Below are 19,263 nucleotides of genomic sequence, written 5' to 3' on the forward strand. Positions count from 1 at the left end.
GAGCGAATCTGGCATAGCGTTTGCGGGGCTATTATTTTTTTGGAGACGATCAATGGGTGTCACCGCTGCTGCCAACAATGTGCAAAATAATAACCGGACCGCGCCGCCCATCGGCAATGACAATTTTCGCGTAGGTGATTCCCAGACCGCGCGCGGTTTAATCGACAGCACGCGCATGGGTGCAACGGGTCCTGTCGATACCCGGGCGCTCGCGGCCATGGTTGCCGATGCCGCCCGCACCAACCCCGCTGCCGCCAGCAGCGCCTATGCCGCCATCCGCAGCGAACTGGCCGCACGCAATATTGGCGACCTTAGCCGCTTTGACCGCGATTTCTCCGCCGCAATTCAGCCGTCATCAAATAGTCCAGCATCCAACACGCCAGCATCCAACACAAGCGCCGGTCAAGGCATGGGTATTTACGCCGCCGGTTCGGTGGTCAGCAACGCCGGGGCAGAACGCATTGCACGCGGCCTAGAACAGACGACCGCTGGCGCCCGGATATTGACGCAAAATCCCATTTTAACCGTACGCTGGGAGGCAACCACGAGCGCATGGACCAATTTGGGCGGTTTCCACAGCGATCTGGCAAACCGGCTTCGCGCTGGCGGCATTGAGGTTGCATCCACTATCCATGCCCCGCCCGCGGGCAGCGTGGCCAAGGGAACCGGCATCAGCGTGGGAAGCGCCAACAACACGAACGGCGCCCTTGCGGAAAATATGATTGCACAAAATTATCGCAACCAAGGCTATAACGTCACCCAAGGCGCCAACAGGTTTGTCGGCGCATCGCACCCCAATAACGTGGTGCAAGGCGGCGCGCGGGTGATTGACGTGGTGGCAGAACGCCCGGGTGCCGACCCGCGCATGGCCGAAAGGCTTGAGGTGGAATCAAAGGTTGGCTTCACCCGTGATAGCGGCAGAGCCGCACGCGAGGCGACCCATGACATCGCCCGCGTCGCCGACAACCGGGCCGCACGCGCATCGGGTGCAGCATTGGAGGCTAGCGGCGAGGCGCTGAGCAATAGCGGCCGGGCGCTGCGCACTTTGGGCCGCGTCGCAAAACCCGTTGGTCTCGTTATGGACGGTTTAGAATTGCGTTCAGCATGGCAGGCCGATGGCGGACGCATTGGCGAAAATACCGGACGCGCCGCATCGGGCATCGTTGCCGGTGCGGGCGGTGCATGGGCTGGCGCTGCGACAGGGGCCGCGCTTGGCTCCGTGGTTCCGGGCGTCGGCACAGTTATTGGCGGCGTCGTCGGCGGGGTGATTGGCGGCATCGCGGGCAGCGAGATCGGCAAAAGCGTTTTCAATACCGTCAGCAGCTGGTTCGGTTGAGGCCGGAGATGAGGCTGGGGGTGGGGTCAGCCTCTAGCATAATCGCTCCGGGTTGATTATCATCAGGATATGAGCTGGCTTAAAAATCTATTCAGCGGCAATGAAGGCGCGGCTCCAGCGAAGACGCCCATGCCGCCGCTTGCCGAACAATTGCGCAACTATCCGCCCAATATACCGCCTTTTGCTTGTGCGCAATCCGCGCTGACGCCTGCCAAACAGGACGCCAATTTGACCCATCTGCTGGACAGCCGAAAGGAACGCTTGCGGCTTATCACCGACTTGCTGGAACACAATGGCGTGGACGCAGCGGCGATGCTTGACCCTAAAGCAGCAGTGTCAGCTGTTATTACCGCAGCTGGCCGGATCGATGACTGGTTAAAGCAGGAAAGCGGATCGCTCGCCCAAATATTGCCCGCGGCGCAAGGGACCGAAGCATTTTACCACTATCAAAAAAGCGACCGCGCAGGGGAGGATATTATTTTCACGCTCGCCGCCGATCTGGCGTTACTGGAAGGCGAAGCGGTACGGCTGCGCGATCCGCGCTTTTCCTGGCAGGTCAACCGCGCCAAGCATCTGGCCCGCACGTTTCACGCCAAACGCCCTTGCCTCATTCGGCCCGCCGGGCCCGGCGAAGATAGCGACTATATTCTGGATTTTGATTTTGCCATGGTCGATATTTTATACGACCGGATCACTGGCCAGCCGCCCCTTCGCCATTATGGCACGACATTGGGTCAGATTATAACGCTCGGCCGGTAATCCCGAAGCGCAGCAATAGCGGGCAGATAAGCGTTTTTCTCTTTTGTGAAGAGGCATCTGCTGATACAGGCGCGGCCATGTCTACTCCTCTCTCCCATATCCGCAATTTTTCCATCATCGCCCATATCGACCATGGTAAATCGACATTAGCCGACCGGTTGATCCAAGTGACCGGCGGGCTGACTGAGCGCGAAATGAGCGAGCAAGTGCTCGACAATATGGATATTGAAAAAGAGCGCGGCATTACCATCAAAGCGCAGACCGTCCGCCTGAATTATACGGCCAAAAATGGCGAAACCTATGAGCTGAATTTGATGGACACGCCCGGCCATGTTGACTTTGCCTATGAAGTGTCGCGCAGCCTTGCCGCCTGCGAAGGCGCGCTACTGGTTGTCGATGCGGCGCAAGGCGTAGAGGCACAGACGCTGGCCAACGTGTATCAGTCGATTGAACATAATCATGAAATCGTGCCCGTGCTCAACAAAATCGACCTGCCCGCTGCCGATGTTGACAAGGTGAAGATGGAAATTGAAGACATTATCGGCCTGCCCGCCGATGAAGCGGTTTTGACCAGCGCGAAATCAGGGATCGGTATCGAAGAGGTATTGGAAGCCGTTGTTGCCCGCATTCCGCCGCCGCAAGGCGACCGCGATGCTCCGTTGAAAGCCATGCTGGTCGATAGCTGGTATGATCCATATCTGGGCGTGGTTATCCTCGTCCGCGTCATTTCCGGCACCTTGAAAAAAGGTCAGCGGGTGAAGTTTATGGCGCAGGGCACCGAGCATTTGATCGACCGCGTTGGTTGTATGCGGCCAAAGATCGAACAGCTGGAGCAGCTTGCCGCAGGCGAAATCGGCTTCATCACGGCGCAGATTAAAGAGGTCAGCCAGACCGCCGTGGGCGACACCATCACCACCGTCAAAAATGGCGCGACCGAGGCGCTGCCCGGATTTAAGGAAGTGCAATCGGTGGTCTTCTGCGGATTATTCCCCGTGGATGCAGCGGATTTTGAAAAGCTGCGGGAAAGCATTTCCAAACTGCGCCTCAACGATGCCAGCTTCACCTTTGAAATGGAGAGCAGCGCGGCGTTGGGACAGGGTTTTCGCTGCGGCTTTTTGGGGTTGCTGCATCTGGAAATTATCCAGGAACGCCTGACCCGTGAATATGATCTGGACCTGATCACCACCGCGCCGTCGGTTGTGTATAAGGTCGTGATGACCAATGGCGACGAACAATTTCTGCACAATCCCGCCGATATGCCCGATGTCGTCAAGATCAAAGATATGGAAGAGCCGTGGATACAGGCCGTGATCTATTGCCCGGACGAATATCTGGGCGGCATATTGAAACTATGTCAGGACCGGCGCGGGATTCAGAAAAATCTGACCTATGTCGGTGACCGTGCGCAGGTGACATATGAACTGCCGCTCAATGAAGTGGTGTTTGATTTTTACGACCGGCTGAAAAGCATCTCACGCGGCTATGCCAGTTTTGACTATGAACAAATCGGCCTTCGCCCCGGCGACCTGGTCAAAATGAATATCATGGTGAATGCAGAGCCCGTCGATGCCTTGTCGATGATCGTCCACCGGCAAGCGGCCGAAAGCCGGGGCCGCCATATGTGTGAACGGTTAAAAGACTTGATCCCCCGCCATTTATTCAAAATCCCCATTCAAGCGGCGATTGGCGGGAAGGTTATTGCCCGCGAAACTATCAGCGCGATGCGCAAAGACGTGACCGCCAAATGCTATGGCGGCGACATTAGCCGGAAGAAAAAGCTGCTCGAAAAGCAGAAAAAGGGCAAGGCCAAGATGCGCGAATATGGCAGCGTGAGTATCCCGCAAGAAGCGTTTATTGCGGCGCTTCGCATGGGGGATGAGGGTTAGTCAGGCCGCTGGTCGCGGCGCTCAACCTACCTTGCGCACAAACACCGTGCCCGCCGAATAGCCCGCGCCAAAGGAGCAGATCAGGCCGGTATCACCAGCCGTCAGATCATCGCTATTTAAATGAAACGCGATGATTGAGCCTGCACTCGATGTATTGCCATAGACGTCGAGCACCGTTGGGCTTTCATCCGCATTCGCCTCATGCCCCAACACCCGCTGCGCAATCAGGCGGTTCATGCCGGCATTGGCCTGATGCAGCCAAAGCCGCCGCAGGTCGGCACCGTTTAAGCCCAACGTGCTCGCATGATCGACGATCATTTCGGCCACCATGGGAACCACTTCCTTAAACACCTTGCGCCCTTCTTGAATGAACAGCTTGTCCGATTTCGGTCCATCCTGCTCGATCCCGCCATGGGCGCGATTGAGGAAGCCGAAATTATTGCGGATATTATTGGAAAATTGGGTTTTGAGCCGCGTGCCCAAAATCTCCCAATGCTGCGCTGGCGCTATATCTTTCGCTTCAACCAAAATGGCGGTTGCCACATCGCCAAAGATGAAATGGCTGTCACGGTCGCGCCAATTCAAATGGCCGCTGGTTATTTCAGGATTCACCACCAGCACCGACCGCGCGTTGCCGCTGCGAATATAATCGGCGGCAGTTTGGATGCCAAAGGTCGCAGAGGAACAAGCGACATTCAGGTCAAAGGCAAAGCCATGCTCCATGCCCAATTCCATCTGGATCTCGATTGCCATTGCGGGATAGGCGCGCTGCAAATTGGATGCAGCGCATAAAATCGCATCGACATCCTTAATATCCCGCCCCGCCCGTTGCAGCGCATCTTTGCACGCCGCAACGCCAATTTCGGCCATAACCGAAATTTGATCATTGGGACGTTCCTCCATACGCGGGCACATGATGTCCGGGTCCAATATGCTGGCTTTATCGATAACGTGCCGGGATTTGATCCCGCTGGCTTTCTCGATAAACTCCACCGAACTATGGGTCAGCGGCTCGGCATCGGGATGCGCGGCATTATACCTGTCAGCATAGCTATTATAGCTGGCGACTAGCTCGGCATTACTAATGCTTTCGGGCGGCGTATAAAGACCCGTAGAGGAGATTACCGGTATCGCTGATATGGACATTATTTTCCCGCGTTTATGATTTGCTTGAAGCCACCGATTAACGCTAGGGCCATGACGTGACAAGTCATTTGCAAGCATGGCCCTTGCTGCTAAAGCTTCAAAAGAGAGAGGACCTTTATATTCATGCCGGTTACCAACCGTAAACCCAGCCTGCTGTCCCGCCTGTTACGGCGGGCGATTTACTGGATTTATAAACGCAATGGCTGGATAGCGGTCGGTGTCGTTCCGCAGCCGCGCAAATTCGTGCTTGTCGCGGCGCCGCATACCAGCAATTGGGATTTTATCTATTTTATCGGCCTGACCGAAGAACTTGGAATTATGCCGCATTTCATGGCCAAGGACAGTTTGTTCAAATGGCCGGTGCGCAATTTCCTGTTTGATATGGGCGGAGTATCCATCGACCGGAAAAGCCCGCAAAATTATGTGCAGCAAATGGCCGACGAATTTGCGAAGCGCGACGAATTTATGCTGACCATTGCGCCAGAGGGCAGCCGCAGCAACAATAGCAAATGGAAAACCGGATTTTATCAAATCGCACTCGCCGCCAAAGTGCCTTTTGTAATTGGCATGATGGATTATGGGAAAAAAACCGGCGGTCTTGGCCCCGCCATTTACCCTAGCGGCGATTATGAAGCGGATATGGCCAAAGTGATCGAATTTTACCGCGACATTGTCCCTCGCCATCCAGAGCGCGCCGTGAAAAGCATCACCGGGAAAGAAGGGCTATAATGATGACCGCATATTTGTTGGCGCTGAATTTCGCCATATTACTCGCGATGATCCTGATCCTCTGGGCCATATCGGTGCGGATACGCGACGTATCCTTCATTGATGCATTTTGGGCATTTGGCATGGTCATCCTCGCTTGGGCAAGCTGGATCCATGCCGGAGAATCGCCGCGCGGGACGTTGTTGCTGGCGCTGACCACCATCTGGGGGCTGCGTCTGTCGATCCATCTATTCACCCGCTGGCGCAAAGAGGGTGAGGATAACCGGTATAAAAAGATATTGGGCCATGCGATGGAAAAACGCGGCTGGAGCTGGCCGGTCGCGGCGCTGATTATGGCTTGGTTGATGCAAATGCCGCTGTTGTTCATCACCAGCCTGCCAGCGCAAATGGGAATTATTGTCAGCCATGACGACACGGGCATCGGCGCGCTGGCATGGATCGGCGCGGCTATCGCCATTGCCGGTATCGCGTTTGAAACCATCGGCGATGCGCAGTTAAAAGCATTTAAGGAAAATCCCGAAAATAAGGGCAAGGTGCTCGACACCGGCCTGTGGCGCTATACCCGTCACCCCAATTATTTCGGTGATTTCACCACATGGTGGGGCATATGGCTGGTCGCTGCCGATAGCGGCCTGACCACAGCGCTGATCACTATTATTGGCCCGTTATTTCTCAGCTTCACCTTGATGAAATGGTCGGGCGGACCGCTGCTGGAACGCGGCCTGCATAAAACCCGCCCCAAATATCAGGATTATGTCCAGCGGACCTCCGCATTTTTCCCCTGGCCGCCGAAAAAATAGCTTTCGCGCGTAACCTTTACGCTGGACCTTACGAAGAATAGTGAAAGGGAGATCACCAATGAAAGCTGCCAGCTTATTATTCCTGCGCCTATCAACAGGCTTGTTGATCGTCATTTGGGGGCTAATCAAAATTATGAGCCCGGATGCCGCAATCGGCGTATCCAACACATATTACGGCGGCATTGTTTCGGTCGCGATGATCCAGACGCCGTGGGGACTATTCCAAGTGGCTATCGGCTTGCTCACGATATTGGGCCTGCTGCGCCGCTTTGTCTATCCGGTGCAGGCGTTTATCCTCTGCCTTGGCGCGGCGGCCATTTGGAAATATCTGCTTGATCCATTTGGCCTATATTTGCTGACCGAGGAAACCCGCAATGTGCTGTTTTTCCCTTCGCTCGGGATGGCGGCGGCGACTTTGGTCATTTGGGCTTTCCGGGATGAAGACCGCTTGTCGCTCGATGTAGCGCTCAACCGAGGATAAAAACGGCTATTAGGATTCCGCCCGTCTATCACCGCCCATGCTGTTGGAGTATCTTGTAAACCATAGTTGAGGAGAGAAGGCTATGATACATTATGACGATCACGACGAGTTAACCGAGGACGAAGCCAGCGGCGGCACCAAAAATCACGGTGTGCGTTATGTACTCGCGGTATCGCTGTTTCTGGCAATCGGTATATTGTCGGCAAGCTGGATGGGTTTTGCGCTTTACGGCACGCCCCCTGATCCCGGTATTTCGGTTGCGACGGGATACTAACCAGCGCTTATCCGCCGCCTTGGTCTAGGCATTCCATCATCGAAGCGGGGTAAGGCCGAACCAAAGACTCCGCGCTATTCCAATCGGCGGTGAGCCATAGCTCTTGGTCCTCCGGTGCAAGGATAACCGGCATCGCAGCTGGGTTAATCGCTGCGATGCGGTCATTCGGCTCGGTGGTGAGCAGCGCAAAGCTTGCAACCTCGCTGTCGCGCCATATACCGGCAAAGGCCATTACCGGCTGTGCTGGCGCATAGAACCAATAGGGCCGTTTTCGCCCCGTGCGCGGGTCCGCCGCCGCTGACCATATTTGAAAGGCAGTGGCCGGCACCAAACAGCGAAATTCGGTATGACGCAAATTGCCGATCCAAAACGGGCTTTGCGTGTTGCGCACCGTGGTGACGGGACGATACCGGCCGCTATCTGTTATCCCGCTGGAAAAGCTTTGATGCGGCGGAACGCCCCAGATGCGCGGGGCAAGATAGCGCCCACCATCCTTACCGCGCAGCACCAAAGGGGCGGGCCTGCCCGGCGTCACGTAACCGCCCGCCCACGGATCGCGCCCGGCATCCGCACCGAACATATCCGCCACCTGCCGCGCATCGACATCAAGCCGGTAATGCGCGGTCATAATGGCGGCGCACCATGGCACCGGCTTATCTGGTAAACGGCCAGGGTTTCAGGACGGCGGTCAATGATCATCCGCCGCAAAAAGCATGAAAATGGGCCTGTGGGAAAGCGTTTTTTAGCGCCTCGGCCTGCGACACCCTTTTTGCGGATATTCGACCGATAACGGAAAGGTGCCGGTAAATACGAAGCTGTTACCATAGCTCGTCAGCGCCCGATAACCCGATTTTAATCAAATGCGCCTATACCCAAGATACTATATTTTGGGGATAATATATGTCATTTGGCGTTGTACAAAGCGGGCGGGTCGGCATTGGCCAATATTGGCTCTCTTTCATCATGTGTATTGGTGCGATAATTGCCCTGATCGCGGGCGCAGTGGCAGCGATATTTACCGGCAGTTGGGGCATGAGCCCTATCCTGTTCTTGATGATCGTGTCGGTGTCGTTATATTTCCGGGTCATCATGATGCGCCGGTGCCGCGATATTGGTTGGCCCGCATGGCTGCCATGGGCATCTTTCGGCCTCAACATATTGCTATCTTTTTCGTCATTCGGCGCCGCAATCCGCGGTAATTTTGTCGGCAGTGGAATTGGAATCGCCAACTATGTCGTGCTGCTCGACCTGTTGCTGATGATTGTGATCGGCATCCTTCCGTCGCAGCAAGGGATGGGGCCAAGCTATGTCCCTGCGCCCAATAGCGGCCCCACTCCCGGCGGCGGCGCTTTTGATCATGGCCCATCCGCAGGCGCAGGCCCCGGCCCCGATTTTCGCCAAGGTCCCAGTTTATCGGCCAGCGAAGAGGCAGAGATGCTGCGCCGGATCCGTGCGGAACAACAAGCGCGGGACAATGCTCTGGATAATATGCCATCGGAAAGCAACGCCCGCTACGACGCCGCAATTGCCGAAGCGCTCGCCGCCTATCAAGCGCAAAATGCCGGCGCATCGGCGGACAACTCCGCACCATCTGCCGGACCTTCGCCAGCATCAGCGCCCCCCCGATCCGCCGGATTTGGCCGGAAACAAGGATGAAGTGGGCTGACAAATTATCGTGGCTGTCCCTCGAACCCATCATGTCAATTTTTGGATTGAGTAATACCCGTATCAGCAGAACTGCTTATTGGATGACCTTACTTGCTTGCATAATGTTGCAAGCAGTGATCCTGTTCGGAGCGGGTGTAAGTGCAATTATTGGCCCTTCTCAAGTCGCGGTCGTCGGTATGACCGCGATCATAATCTTTGGTTTAGCTTTCCATATTGTCATGATGCTGCGGTGCCGTGATATTGGATGGCCGATATTGTTACCTTGGGTTTCGTTGGCGGTATCGTTGGCATCCTTAGCGGCAATTTTTTCAATCGTCAGGCAAGATTTTTGGGACAGTGATTGGGGGATATTTGGACTATTTCTTTGGTCGCAGCCGTCATTTGCTTTTGTAATCGGGTTAATGCCTTCAAAAGCGGAATTTGCAGTCGACGACATTTTTGACCGTGATGCCGGCCGATCAAATGAACGCCCCAATCTGTAAAGCCGAAAAGCAATGAGCAGCCTTAATTGCAGAGACCTCCGCCAATTTAAGGCGCAACAGGGAGCGCCGTCAGAGCACCCTTCATCCAGCGCCGGATTTGGCCGGAAACAAAGCTAACCTCCGCCCTGCCTCCCCGCTTGCCATATCGCCCATTTGCCTGATACACCGCTCGCAAAAGGGGTATAGGTATGAACAGCAGCGACGAAGATTATGTTTATGATGAAGATAGCGGCGAATGGATGTCCGCATCGGACCTAGCCGCAAAACAGGCTGCCGAAAATCAGGTTACCGTGCGCGACGCGGTGGGCAACCTGTTATCCGACGGCGACGCAGTGACGTTAATCAAGGATTTGACCGTCAAAGGCGCGGGCCAAACGTTAAAACAAGGCACCGTCATTCCGTCCATCCGCTTAACCGGCGACGCGCAGGAAATTGACTGCAAATATCCCGGCATCAAAGGATTGGTGCTGCGCGCCGAATTTGTCCGCAAAAGATAGCGACGGCAATGTATCGCGGGAGGATATTCCGGCGACAAATTCCTGAATAGCTCCATTACCCGCCCATAATTTCACGCAAAGAGCGCGAAGATTATCAAGGGGTCGGTTTTCCCGCGCCGGCACCGCTCTGCACCGCCATCTTCAAAATCTTTGCGCCTTCGCGTGAAATATTCTGCCCCGCCGCGCCAGCCCAGTCGTAGAATTCTCGGAACAGAGCGAATTCCGGCGCGCAATAGTAGATCCTAACCGCAACTTGCATTACCATCCCTCACGGCGTTCAAATATCAACATCGCCTTTATTTTGAAGGGCAGGCCCGCCCCAATGTAACATCCAAGATCGGTCAGGGCGCTCACTATCTCCTATTATGTCGCCGCAATTTTTCTGCGAAAATAACGCATCATGGCATTGTATAATCTGAACAATCCGGGCCGGGGCGGTCGAATTCATAGCGCTGTGTCGTCGGGTTATAGGTCAGTAGCCGGCGGTAGCTGCATCGAAGGTCGGTTTGCGGTAATATGTCTTTATCGGTTAATTGAACGCCTGTGCTATTGTCGTTCGATCGGCGGCTGGTTCCGGGCGTTGCCACTGCTTTGGTTTGATAGATTAATTGCGGAAGGAGGGGTGAATTGTGGGATTTGGCCAGAGTTAATTCGGCGGTAAAGTCGTAAAGATCATGGCAGACGCCCTTTCGCAATGTCAAATCCTCTTCGCTGAAACAGGCCCGGATCATAATCGAACCGTTCCACGGCACATTCAGCACATTTTCCAATCCTGCATTTGTGAATGGGTCACCGTTAACCCGGTATAAATTGAGCGTGGTAACTTGTGCACCGCCTCCGGAATACATGCTGCTTTGTCCAGACAGCAGGCCGATTATAATCGTCTCGCGCGGTTCCGTCCCTTCATCGACCGGATCGCCCACAGGCTGCCGTATAATTTGCGGCCATATTTCGGTCGAGGAACGATCATATGCGGAATCGCCGCTATCTTCAGAAACCGTATAACTGGCGATATTTTTCCTGATGCTATCCGCGTCATCGCGGCTGCGGCCATCGAAAAGATTCATTGTGAAGCCAATGGTATCAGCGTTGGTTAATAGCTCAGCACACCATCGCTTATCCGCCGTACATCGGATAACAGACTTTGCATTGACATCGGCATCACCGACCGATTTTGACGCAGGTTGTTCCGATAAATCCTCAAAATATGGATTTGCGGCTCCCCTATCTTTCGCGTTAGCATGGTCAATGGACGCAGCGGCACATATCGCGGCACAGGCGAGTGCGAAATGCGGGATATGATGGCTTTGCTTCAAATTTTCCCGTCCTTTTGAAATGAGGGGCGCTCCGGTTGAACACCATCAAAGATAATATCTTGATTTAACTTCTCTCACCCCATTACGCCAGATGCTTTCGCGTTTTGCGCCTTCGCGTGAAATATTCCGCCCCGCCGCTTCCGCTATTTGCCCTAGACACAGGCGCTGCTTAGCGCTTATCTGCATTGCAGATGGTGAAAAATGGGGGGGGTGTTTATGAGTTGGCTTTATAGCTTGGCTTTTGGTTTTGTGATGAATTTTCTGGTGGGCTTTTTCCTAAAGGGGATCGCTTTTCGGGAGTTTCGGCCCCTGCCCCGCGCGGCGTTGACCGCGCTTGCCAGCTGGTTTTTTTGCGTCGGGATTGCCGGGTTTTTCGCTTATTATATGCTGGGAATGGGCATTGCCGCGCTCACCGCCAGCTCCATCCTGATCGCTTATATCATCCCTGCTTTCATCCATTTTCTGGTGCTATATTATCAGATGAATATGGCATGGAGCTATACCGACGCCGATGAAGCCGCCGAATTGGCAGCGCAAGAGGCAAAGGACCGGAGCGGCCGCGAAACCGCCCGGGTCACAGTATCAGGTGATGAAGCTTAAGCGCGATTATCCCAAAGCGGGGTTGACCAAAAACTTTTCGCCGGTTGCTTTTTTCTCATAAGCTTTGGCGATGTCCGGGTCGGTCATGTCGGTGAGGGAAATTTCGCGTGTATAGTCGCTGGCGAAAATGCCGTTCCGCTCCTCGACCGAATAGGCGCGCATTTCCAACATACGCTGCATCCCCACCTTTTCGAGATGCGGGGTGAGCAACCAGCCGCCCAGCCCCCAATAGAGGCCATAGCCGCTGGTCAATATCGTCTCGCCCGTGTCGAGGCGGCCGTAAATATAAACCTGTTTATTGACCGTCGAGCCATAGACGCTGAATTCCGCGCCGCGCCGCGCCGCCGCCTGTTCCATCGCGGTCAGGATATAATTGGCCATTTTGCCGCCGCCAATCGCGTCAAAGCCCAATGTCGCGCCGGTTTCGGCGAGCGCCGTGACGAGATCAGCAAAGAAGCTGTCCATGCTGCTGTCGAGCACATGGGTCAGGCCAATATCGCGCAGGATTTTGGCCTGTTCCTCGCTGCGCACAATGGCAACGAGGGGAATGCCCTCTTTGAGGCACAGTTTCGCTAGCATCTGCCCCAGGTTGGAGGCTGCGGCGGTATGCACCATCGCGCTATGCCCTTCGGCGCGCATGGTGTTGACAAATCCTTGCGCGGTCATCGGGTTGACGAAAAGCGACGCGCCTTCCTTTGCTGCTGCGCCATCGGGTAGCGGCACGGCCATCATCGCTTTCATAACGCGGTGGGTGCGGTACATTTCACCGCCGACGATGCTGACTTTCTTGCCCATCAATGCCTGCGCCGCGGGGTCGCTGCCTGCGGCGACGACGGTGCCTGCGCCTTCGTTACCGGCGGGCATTTTCTTGCCCTTACGCCCGGCAAATACCCGCTGCATCATGGGATCGACATCGGCGACCAGCGCCGGATTGCCGTCAATGACTTCATGCCGCACGCTCCCCATATTGGCAGGCGCGGTGAGCAGGCCGAGATCGGACGGATTGATTGGCACCGCCTCCATCGCCACAACAATGTCATGTTCGCCCGGTTCCGGCACGGCATAGGGTTCGACCGACAGGATCAGCTTGCCGTCATCGGTGACGGTGGTGAATAATTGCTTTGCATCGGGGAATTGGGTCATGTTTCTCTCCATATATTGGGGGATAGGGCTGGGTTAGCCCATTGGGTATAATATCTCTTTGGTCACATTGTGGATGGCGGTCATCACCTCATCGGATAAGGTTAGATCAATCGCCGCGAAAATCTCATCCAGCTGGTTTTCTGCGCTGACGCCGACAATCGTTGAGGCGACAAAATCATGTTGTTTGGACCATGCGGTCGCAAGCGTGACGGGCGACATTCCTGCCTCCTTCGCAATGTCGAGCACGCGGGCGGTCGAGGCCAAGGCCCGTTCCCCTGCGAAACGCTGCACCATCGCCGCTTGGCGTCCTTCCATGCCCATATATTTGCTGAAACGCGCGCCTTCGGGGCGGGCTCCATCCTGATATTTGCCCGACAAAACCCCGCCTGCCAGCGGCGAATAGGGCAGCAAGGACACGCCCTCTAACCGGCATACTTGTTTCAGTTCATCTTCAAACCGGCGGTTGTTGATCGAATAGTTATTCTGGATCGTATGATAGCGCGCCGTGCCCAATTTTTCCGCCGCCGCGATGCTTTTCATCAGGCCATAGCTGGTTTCGTTGGAGCAACCGAGGACGCGCAATTTGCCCGCACGGACCAATTCGTCCAGCACCTCCATCGTCTCGTCATAAGCGGTACCATGGTCGGGCCAGTGGGTTTGGTATAAGTCGATATAATCGGTCTGCAACCGCCGCAAACTGCCTTCGACTGCGGTGACAATATTATGTCGGTCCAGCGCCGTCATGCCGCTGCGGCAGGGCGATTTGAACCAGTGATGGCTTGGCCCTGAAACCTTCGTCGCCATGATGATCGCATCGCGGTTTTGCGTTTTCATCCAGCGCCCGACAATCTCCTCTGTCCGGCCCACCCATTTGACATCCGGCGGCACCGGATAACCTTCGGCTGTATCGAAGAAATTGATGCCAACCTCCAAACATCGGTCAAGAATACGGAACGCCTCGGCTTCGTCCGTTTGTGATCCAAATGTCATCGTGCCCATGCAGATGTCCGATACATGGACAGCGCTTTTTCCCAATTGCCGGTGCTGCAAAATCTCTCTCCTTAAGCTGAGCTACCTATTGTCAAGCAGGCGAGCGCCATTAGCAAGCCCGCAAAACGGTTCGAGCGGAATTTGGCAAGCGCGTCATCGCCATCCGCTTTCAAACTTCCCGCCTGCCACATCAAGTGCAACGCCGCAGGAACAAGGGCGATCAGCGCCATCGCCTGTGGCCGCACGGACCACAGCGCCATGCCCCATGCCGTCAGCGTAAGCAGGTAACAGACCGCCACTCCTGTGCGCAAATGCCCGCCCAGGCGCAGCGCGCTGGACCGGATACCGACCAGCGCATCATCCTCTCTATCCTGCATGGCGTAAATGGTGTCATAACCAATGACCCAGAATATCGAGCCTGCATAAAGCCACGCCATCGCCGGATCCCACCCGCCCTGCACCGCGATCCAGCCAACCAAAGCGCCCCAGCTAAATACCATGCCGAGCCAAGCCTGCGGCCACCATGTGATCCGTTTCATAAAGGGATAGGCGGCAACAAGGGCCAGGCTGCCCAAGGCTAATAGCTGCGCTTCCCACCGCAATTGCAGTAATACGACCAAGCCCGTCAGGCATAGGAGGATAAGCCATATCCACGCCGCGCGCAGGGTCACCACCCCCGCTGGTAAGGGACGCGATGCGGTGCGTGCTACCTTTGCATCGAGGTCGCGGTCGATAATATCATTATAGACACAGCCCGCCCCGCGCATCGCAATCGATCCGATCAGGAACCAGAGCAGCAAATCCCAATGCGCCGCTAAACCGCCCGAGAGCAGCAAGCCGAAAGCACACGGCCAGAATAGCAGCCACCATCCAATCGGCCGGTCAAATCGGGCCAACAAGGCAAAACCGCGCAGCTTTGGCGGTAGCATGGCGATCAGGCCGCGATATTCGCTGTCGGGGGTGATGGTGCCGGGTTGTTTCATGCCAATCCTGAATTTTTTTCCGCACCCTAAACTTGTTTCAAGGTGCATTAAACCGCATACACTGTTCCTTGCCGTGAAATGGATGTTGAAACAAGTTCAGCATGACGGCCGTGAGACTTTATTATGCCCGCAACGCCCGCCAGCTTATCCAAAAATGGCCCGCCTAAATCCACACCGCGCTTGTTCGTGGATCAGCCTTTGTCGTGTGATCAGATGGCGGAAATTGACGGCAATGCGGCCCATTATCTGGCCAATGTGATGCGGTTAAAAGAAGGCGCGCCGGTCAAGCTGTTCGATGATCGCAGCGGCGAATATCTCGCCCACGTCATATCTGCGGCAAAGCGCAAGGTGTCATTGGCCATTACCGAAAAATTGCGAGAGCGAGAGGCGGTGCCCGACCTATGGCTGGTGCAGGCGCTGGTGAAAAAGGACCGGCTGGATTGGATAGCAGAAAAATCATGCGAGCTCGGCATTGCGAGATTCGTGCCGGTGCTAACCAACCGCTGCGTTGTGGATAAAGCCAAAGATGACCGGCTGCGCAGTCAGATGATAGAGGCGTCGGAGCAATGCGAACGCACCGCGCTGCCCGAAATTGCGCAGCTGACCAAGCTGGACGCGCTGCTGGCGTCATGGCCGCCGGAACGGATATTGTTTTTCTGCGATGAACGGGGCGGCGATAATTTTGCAGCATCGGTGAAAGATAATGCGGGGCCAGCCGCCCTGATCATCGGTCCCGAAGGCGGCTTTACCGATCAGGAAAATGCCGCCATCCGCGCCCATCCCAATGCCCGCGCCGTATCGCTTGGCCCGCGCATCCTGCGCGCCGATACCGCAGCGGTCACCGCCATAAGCGCGTGGATGGCGCAGGCGCCGGGCAGCGACTGGGGTTAATTTTTCACTTTTCCAGCGTCATTTTATCCTGGCTATCGCGGGAAATCCGCCTTCGTTTATATTTAATCAACCAAATTGGACCATAACGCATCCGAATTGGATGTAGGTTTTGATCTGGACTAAACACCTTCCGCGCCAGCCGCACAGGGGGCTATGGCTTTGGACCGCATTTTTTGCGTTTGTTTTTCTATGTTTGATGACCAGCGCGGCAAATGCGCAGTCGACAACACGTTATACCAACACCACCGATAGCGCCGTTGGCGAGATTAGCGGAGCAGTGGCTTGCAACGTTGGAACTGCGTTCCGCCGGGATTTTGTGGTCACGAATGATTTTGTTGTCACGGACGTGAATATCGGCGTTTTGATGGCGCACAATACTCGGTCAGAATTCGCCCTATTTTTACGCTCGCCATCGGGAACAATCGCTACCGTTAAGGGTACCTCCGGCGGGACAGCCGATAACTTTAATGTTTTGTTGGACGATCAAGCGGCCGCCAATGTCAGCACTCACACGGCAAATGATACCGCAACAGCGACGACCACGGTTCCTCCTTATCAACGCAGTTTCCAACCAACGAACGGATTAAACGCGACATTTTTGGGGCAGGATTCATTGGGAACATGGACATTATTCATTTGCGATTTCCAAAATAACGGGGTGAACGGCACTTTTTACCAAGCCGATTTATTCCTGACATCTCCGCCGCCCAGCGCCGATTTATCACTGGTGAAAACCGTCGCCTCCAGCTCGCCCAGCAGCGCTATTTATACGTTGTCGGTTACCAATTCCAGTTCATCCCAGCTAAGCACCAGCGGCGTTACCGTCCGCGATATCCTGCCAGCCGGAGTCACTTTCGCAAGCGCTTCGGGAACCGGCAGCTACAATAGCGGGACGGGAATTTGGACCATCGGTACCAGCATCGCGCCGGGGCAAACCGTGTCGATCAACTTATCCGTTAACATCACGGCGGCATCGGGCACCAGCATCACCAATGTTGCAGAGATATTGACCTCAGCGACCGCCGACCCCGATTCCACACCCGGCAACGGGGTGACGAGTGAAGATGATTATGCCAGCAACACATTCACCGTTGGCGGGCGTTTGCCGGGCATTGCGCCCAATATAAACAGCATCTGTTCCCTCGCGGGTGCACCCGGCACCACGATACTGGACTGGAATACACAAAGCTGGACGCCGGGTAGCACCACTGGCAGCGCCAATGTTGCCAATATCGGTACGGTGAATTTCAATATCACAACGCAAGGCACCTTTGATGCACCTCTCGCGCTCACCCTTGATAATACCGGCGGGCTTGGAAGCGCAGGATTATCGCTATTCCAGTCTATCCAATATACCAACATCAATGAGGTTACGACCACCGTCATCACCTTGCCCACCGCAGTACCCGGAGTTCAATTCACGGTTTTCGACGTCGATTTTGCCGCCAATGACTTTGCCGACAAATTAACCGTAACCGGCAGCTATAACGGGGGCCTGCCATCGAACGCGACGCTCACCAACGGAGCGGTGAATTTCATATCCGGCAATGCGGCGATAGGGGACGGCGGCGCTGGCGGGACGAGCAATGACGGCAATGTCACGGTTACTTTTTCAACGCCAGTGGATACCATCACGTTAGTTTATGGCAACCACACCACCGCGCCCGCCGACCCGGATGGCCAAGCCATTTCGATCCATGATTTTACATTTTGCCGGCCGGTTGCGAATTTGAGCGTGACGAAAATTTCCAGCGTCTTGAGCGATGGTGTCAGTGGGAGCAATCCGAAAGCTATTCCCGGGGCGCTGGTGCAATATTGCATCCTCGTCACCAATGCAGGCACAGCCACCGCAACCAATGTTGCCGCTACGGACAATATTCCCGCCACACTTACCTATGTCACAGGCTCCATGCGATCAGGCGGCAATTGTGCATCAGCCACGACCGTAGAGGATGAAAATAACACTGGCCCGGACGATACCGATGCGGTGGGTATGTCCATCAGCGGATCGACGTTAACCGGCGTTGCGCCATCTTTGGCACCGGCAACAAATATGGCGCTGGTGTTCAACGCGACGGTGAATTGAACGCATCGCTTCACCGAAAATAAACTTATTCAGTCCATAATGGACCATAAGATATCATCCATGACAGAATAATTTATGCCAACGTGCGTATTCCAATCTTTGCTGCGTATCGCTTTGGTGCTGCTTCCAGCGATGATGATCCCTGCACAATCCTTTGCTCAAACAGCGCCTGGTTCGCCAGCACTGCCCTGTTCAACAACTGTGAAACATGACTGGGACACCGCAACGCCGGCATGGGTATCAGGTGCGTTGTCCAATTCTTACACTTTGTCTGGGCTGGGTAGTTACAGCTTTACGGTAACCTCGACTGATCCCTTACAGGCGGGCACGCCGCAATTGAGCACCGCCGCATCGGGCGGTCTGACACCGGCGGAGCTGGGGCTGTTCTTGCGCATGGATAACGATACGATACCAGATTTTTCGACCATCGTTATGACGTTGCCGACCGCCGTGCCGGCGATGCAGTTTAGCCTATTCGACATCGACAAATCGCCAACTTTTGAAGACCAAATTACGGTTACCGGCACGTTTAACGGCGCAACAGTGCTACCCACGCTGACCAATGGGCCGAGCAATACGGTATCGGGTAATGTCGGCACGGGGTCTGCGGCTGCTGGCGATACTACGGCATTAGGCACGCTGACCGTGACGTTCAGCAGTCCGGTGGATAGTATAACCATTCGCTATGGCAGCGGTCCTGGCGCTCCTTTAAATCCAGGTACGCAGAGTATGGCATTGCACGACATTACCATGTGTATGCCCACCACCAACCTGATAACGACTAAAACATCCAGCATCGTCAGTGACGGGATCAGCGCCGCAAATCCGAAGGCTATTCCGAATTCATCTGTTCGGTATTGTATATTGGTCACCAACAGCGGCAGCGGCACGGCGACGAATGTTGTGGCCACCGACAATGTGCCTTCCAACCTCTCCTTCATCAGCGGAACGATGCGTAGCGGCACCAGCTGCGCGGCGGCCAATATTGTCGAGGATGACAATAATATCGGGGCGGATGAAAGTGACCCAATCGGGATGTCCGTTAGCGGCGCGATCGTCACTGGACGTACGGCTTCGATCGCTCCCAATGGAACTATCGCATTGGTTTTCAATGCTACGGTTAATTAATCCAATTGGGATCGATAGCAGCCGCCAGCGATTGCATCAGATGTAAAAACCAGTCAATTCAACAATTC

General features: G+C 55.2%; 20 protein-coding genes. 14 read left to right on the plus strand and 6 right to left on the minus strand.

The features are described 5' to 3' along the window. Positions 1 to 52 precede the first annotated feature (52 nt). The 3 genes from ACFOWX_RS09770 (at position 53) to lepA (ending at position 3,981) form a co-directional block, all read left to right on the plus strand. Positions 53 to 1,336 carry a glycine zipper domain-containing protein gene (locus tag ACFOWX_RS09770; protein WP_381423602.1) on the plus strand — a complete coding sequence of 428 codons (1,284 nt, stop codon included), beginning with the start codon at positions 53 to 55 and terminating at the stop codon, positions 1,334 to 1,336. Between the two features lie 69 nt (positions 1,337 to 1,405). Beyond that, positions 1,406 to 2,095: a hypothetical protein gene (locus ACFOWX_RS09775; RefSeq protein ID WP_381423604.1), complete on the plus strand. Its 690-nt coding sequence runs from the start codon at positions 1,406 to 1,408 to the stop codon at positions 2,093 to 2,095. A gap of 77 nt (positions 2,096 to 2,172) precedes the next feature. Beyond that, positions 2,173 to 3,981 carry a translation elongation factor 4 gene (gene lepA, locus ACFOWX_RS09780; protein WP_381423606.1) on the plus strand — a complete coding sequence of 603 codons (1,809 nt, stop codon included), beginning with the start codon at positions 2,173 to 2,175 and terminating at the stop codon, positions 3,979 to 3,981. Between the two features lie 21 nt (positions 3,982 to 4,002). Here lepA and ACFOWX_RS09785 read toward each other — a convergent pair whose 3' ends face one another. Beyond that, complete coding sequence (locus ACFOWX_RS09785; protein WP_381423608.1) at positions 4,003 to 5,127, minus strand: beta-ketoacyl-ACP synthase III; 1,125 nt, start codon at positions 5,125 to 5,127, stop codon at positions 4,003 to 4,005. A gap of 123 nt (positions 5,128 to 5,250) precedes the next feature. Here ACFOWX_RS09785 and ACFOWX_RS09790 point away from each other — a divergent pair, with 123 nt between their 5' ends. The 4 genes from ACFOWX_RS09790 (at position 5,251) to ACFOWX_RS09805 (ending at position 7,411) form a co-directional block, all read left to right on the plus strand. After that, a complete protein-coding gene (locus ACFOWX_RS09790) occupies positions 5,251 to 5,856 on the plus strand; it encodes a lysophospholipid acyltransferase family protein (protein ID WP_381423610.1) in 606 nt (201 codons plus the stop codon). Further along, complete coding sequence (locus ACFOWX_RS09795; protein WP_381423612.1) at positions 5,856 to 6,656, plus strand: DUF1295 domain-containing protein; 801 nt, start codon at positions 5,856 to 5,858, stop codon at positions 6,654 to 6,656. Before ACFOWX_RS09790 ends, ACFOWX_RS09795 begins: the two co-directional genes overlap by 1 nt. A 58-nt stretch (positions 6,657 to 6,714) precedes the next feature. Next, positions 6,715 to 7,137: a hypothetical protein gene (locus ACFOWX_RS09800; protein ID WP_381423613.1), complete on the plus strand. Its 423-nt coding sequence runs from the start codon at positions 6,715 to 6,717 to the stop codon at positions 7,135 to 7,137. An 82-nt stretch (positions 7,138 to 7,219) separates the two neighbouring features. Beyond that, positions 7,220 to 7,411: a hypothetical protein gene (locus tag ACFOWX_RS09805; protein ID WP_381423615.1), complete on the plus strand. Its 192-nt coding sequence runs from the start codon at positions 7,220 to 7,222 to the stop codon at positions 7,409 to 7,411. A gap of 7 nt (positions 7,412 to 7,418) precedes the next feature. On the opposite strand, the gene ACFOWX_RS09810 is transcribed toward ACFOWX_RS09805, so the two are convergent. Further along, the gene (locus ACFOWX_RS09810; RefSeq protein WP_381423617.1) at positions 7,419 to 8,039 is read right to left on the minus strand and encodes an SOS response-associated peptidase; all 621 of its coding nucleotides are present in this window, start codon (positions 8,037 to 8,039) and stop codon (positions 7,419 to 7,421) included. A 272-nt stretch (positions 8,040 to 8,311) separates the two neighbouring features. Here ACFOWX_RS09810 and ACFOWX_RS09815 point away from each other — a divergent pair, with 272 nt between their 5' ends. From ACFOWX_RS09815 to ACFOWX_RS09825, 3 genes are all read left to right on the plus strand, one after another. Further along, positions 8,312 to 9,067, plus strand: a complete 756-nt coding sequence (locus ACFOWX_RS09815) for a DUF805 domain-containing protein (RefSeq protein ID WP_381423619.1) — start codon at positions 8,312 to 8,314, stop codon at positions 9,065 to 9,067. Next, complete coding sequence (locus ACFOWX_RS09820; protein WP_381423621.1) at positions 9,064 to 9,561, plus strand: hypothetical protein; 498 nt, start codon at positions 9,064 to 9,066, stop codon at positions 9,559 to 9,561. The genes ACFOWX_RS09815 and ACFOWX_RS09820 overlap by 4 nt, the downstream gene beginning before the upstream one ends. 188 nt (positions 9,562 to 9,749) lie before the next feature. Further along, positions 9,750 to 10,058, plus strand: a complete 309-nt coding sequence (locus tag ACFOWX_RS09825; RefSeq protein ID WP_381423623.1) for an alkylphosphonate utilization protein — start codon at positions 9,750 to 9,752, stop codon at positions 10,056 to 10,058. Between the two features lie 398 nt (positions 10,059 to 10,456). Here ACFOWX_RS09825 and ACFOWX_RS09830 read toward each other — a convergent pair whose 3' ends face one another. After that, a complete protein-coding gene (locus ACFOWX_RS09830) occupies positions 10,457 to 11,374 on the minus strand; it encodes a hypothetical protein (RefSeq protein WP_381423625.1) in 918 nt (305 codons plus the stop codon). 216 nt (positions 11,375 to 11,590) lie between these two features. Between ACFOWX_RS09830 and ACFOWX_RS09835 the strand changes: the two genes are divergently transcribed. After that, complete coding sequence (locus ACFOWX_RS09835; protein ID WP_381423626.1) at positions 11,591 to 11,974, plus strand: hypothetical protein; 384 nt, start codon at positions 11,591 to 11,593, stop codon at positions 11,972 to 11,974. A gap of 6 nt (positions 11,975 to 11,980) precedes the next feature. Here ACFOWX_RS09835 and ACFOWX_RS09840 read toward each other — a convergent pair whose 3' ends face one another. From ACFOWX_RS09840 to ubiA, 3 genes are read right to left on the minus strand one after another with little or no spacing between them, the layout of a single operon-like run. Continuing rightward, positions 11,981 to 13,117, minus strand: a complete 1,137-nt coding sequence (locus ACFOWX_RS09840; RefSeq protein WP_381423628.1) for an NADH oxidase — start codon at positions 13,115 to 13,117, stop codon at positions 11,981 to 11,983. 33 nt (positions 13,118 to 13,150) lie between these two features. Further along, positions 13,151 to 14,167, minus strand: a complete 1,017-nt coding sequence (locus tag ACFOWX_RS09845; RefSeq protein WP_381423630.1) for an aldo/keto reductase — start codon at positions 14,165 to 14,167, stop codon at positions 13,151 to 13,153. 11 nt (positions 14,168 to 14,178) lie between these two features. Next, positions 14,179 to 15,090, minus strand: coding sequence for a 4-hydroxybenzoate octaprenyltransferase (ubiA, locus tag ACFOWX_RS09850; protein ID WP_381423632.1), 912 nt, complete (start codon positions 15,088 to 15,090; stop codon positions 14,179 to 14,181). 123 nt (positions 15,091 to 15,213) lie between these two features. On the opposite strand from ubiA, the gene ACFOWX_RS09855 reads away from it, so the two are divergent. From ACFOWX_RS09855 to ACFOWX_RS09865, 3 genes are all read left to right on the plus strand, one after another. Next, positions 15,214 to 15,981 (plus strand): 16S rRNA (uracil(1498)-N(3))-methyltransferase, encoded by a 768-nt coding sequence (locus ACFOWX_RS09855; RefSeq protein WP_381423634.1) that lies wholly within the window; start codon positions 15,214 to 15,216, stop codon positions 15,979 to 15,981. A 196-nt stretch (positions 15,982 to 16,177) separates the two neighbouring features. Continuing rightward, entirely contained in the window at positions 16,178 to 18,067 is a 1,890-nt protein-coding gene (locus ACFOWX_RS09860) for a DUF11 domain-containing protein (protein ID WP_381423636.1), read from the plus strand. A gap of 75 nt (positions 18,068 to 18,142) precedes the next feature. Continuing rightward, positions 18,143 to 19,195 carry a hypothetical protein gene (locus tag ACFOWX_RS09865; protein WP_381423638.1) on the plus strand — a complete coding sequence of 351 codons (1,053 nt, stop codon included), beginning with the start codon at positions 18,143 to 18,145 and terminating at the stop codon, positions 19,193 to 19,195. Positions 19,196 to 19,263: the final 68 nt, after the last annotated feature.

The sequence above is a fragment of the Sphingorhabdus arenilitoris genome (assembly GCF_042651485.1).
Classification (GTDB): Bacteria; Pseudomonadota; Alphaproteobacteria; order Sphingomonadales; family Sphingomonadaceae; genus Sphingorhabdus_B; species Sphingorhabdus_B arenilitoris.

Excerpts from the sequence above, each read along its gene's own strand:
- ACFOWX_RS09770 (WP_381423602.1), top strand. The coding sequence starts at position 53 with ATGGGTGTCACCGCTGCTGCCAACAATGTGCAAAATAATAACCGGACC.
- ACFOWX_RS09775 (WP_381423604.1), top strand. The coding sequence starts at position 1,406 with ATGAGCTGGCTTAAAAATCTATTCAGCGGCAATGAAGGCGCGGCTCCA.
- lepA (WP_381423606.1), top strand. The coding sequence starts at position 2,173 with ATGTCTACTCCTCTCTCCCATATCCGCAATTTTTCCATCATCGCCCAT.
- ACFOWX_RS09785 (WP_381423608.1), bottom strand. The coding sequence starts at position 5,127 with ATGTCCATATCAGCGATACCGGTAATCTCCTCTACGGGTCTTTATACG.
- ACFOWX_RS09790 (WP_381423610.1), top strand. The coding sequence starts at position 5,251 with ATGCCGGTTACCAACCGTAAACCCAGCCTGCTGTCCCGCCTGTTACGG.
- ACFOWX_RS09795 (WP_381423612.1), top strand. The coding sequence starts at position 5,856 with ATGATGACCGCATATTTGTTGGCGCTGAATTTCGCCATATTACTCGCG.
- ACFOWX_RS09800 (WP_381423613.1), top strand. The coding sequence starts at position 6,715 with ATGAAAGCTGCCAGCTTATTATTCCTGCGCCTATCAACAGGCTTGTTG.
- ACFOWX_RS09805 (WP_381423615.1), top strand. The coding sequence starts at position 7,220 with ATGATACATTATGACGATCACGACGAGTTAACCGAGGACGAAGCCAGC.
- ACFOWX_RS09810 (WP_381423617.1), bottom strand. The coding sequence starts at position 8,039 with ATGACCGCGCATTACCGGCTTGATGTCGATGCGCGGCAGGTGGCGGAT.
- ACFOWX_RS09815 (WP_381423619.1), top strand. The coding sequence starts at position 8,312 with ATGTCATTTGGCGTTGTACAAAGCGGGCGGGTCGGCATTGGCCAATAT.
- ACFOWX_RS09820 (WP_381423621.1), top strand. The coding sequence starts at position 9,064 with ATGAAGTGGGCTGACAAATTATCGTGGCTGTCCCTCGAACCCATCATG.
- ACFOWX_RS09825 (WP_381423623.1), top strand. The coding sequence starts at position 9,750 with ATGAACAGCAGCGACGAAGATTATGTTTATGATGAAGATAGCGGCGAA.
- ACFOWX_RS09835 (WP_381423626.1), top strand. The coding sequence starts at position 11,591 with ATGAGTTGGCTTTATAGCTTGGCTTTTGGTTTTGTGATGAATTTTCTG.
- ACFOWX_RS09840 (WP_381423628.1), bottom strand. The coding sequence starts at position 13,117 with ATGACCCAATTCCCCGATGCAAAGCAATTATTCACCACCGTCACCGAT.
- ubiA (WP_381423632.1), bottom strand. The coding sequence starts at position 15,090 with ATGAAACAACCCGGCACCATCACCCCCGACAGCGAATATCGCGGCCTG.
- ACFOWX_RS09855 (WP_381423634.1), top strand. The coding sequence starts at position 15,214 with ATGCCCGCAACGCCCGCCAGCTTATCCAAAAATGGCCCGCCTAAATCC.
- ACFOWX_RS09860 (WP_381423636.1), top strand. The coding sequence starts at position 16,178 with ATGACCAGCGCGGCAAATGCGCAGTCGACAACACGTTATACCAACACC.
- ACFOWX_RS09865 (WP_381423638.1), top strand. The coding sequence starts at position 18,143 with ATGCCAACGTGCGTATTCCAATCTTTGCTGCGTATCGCTTTGGTGCTG.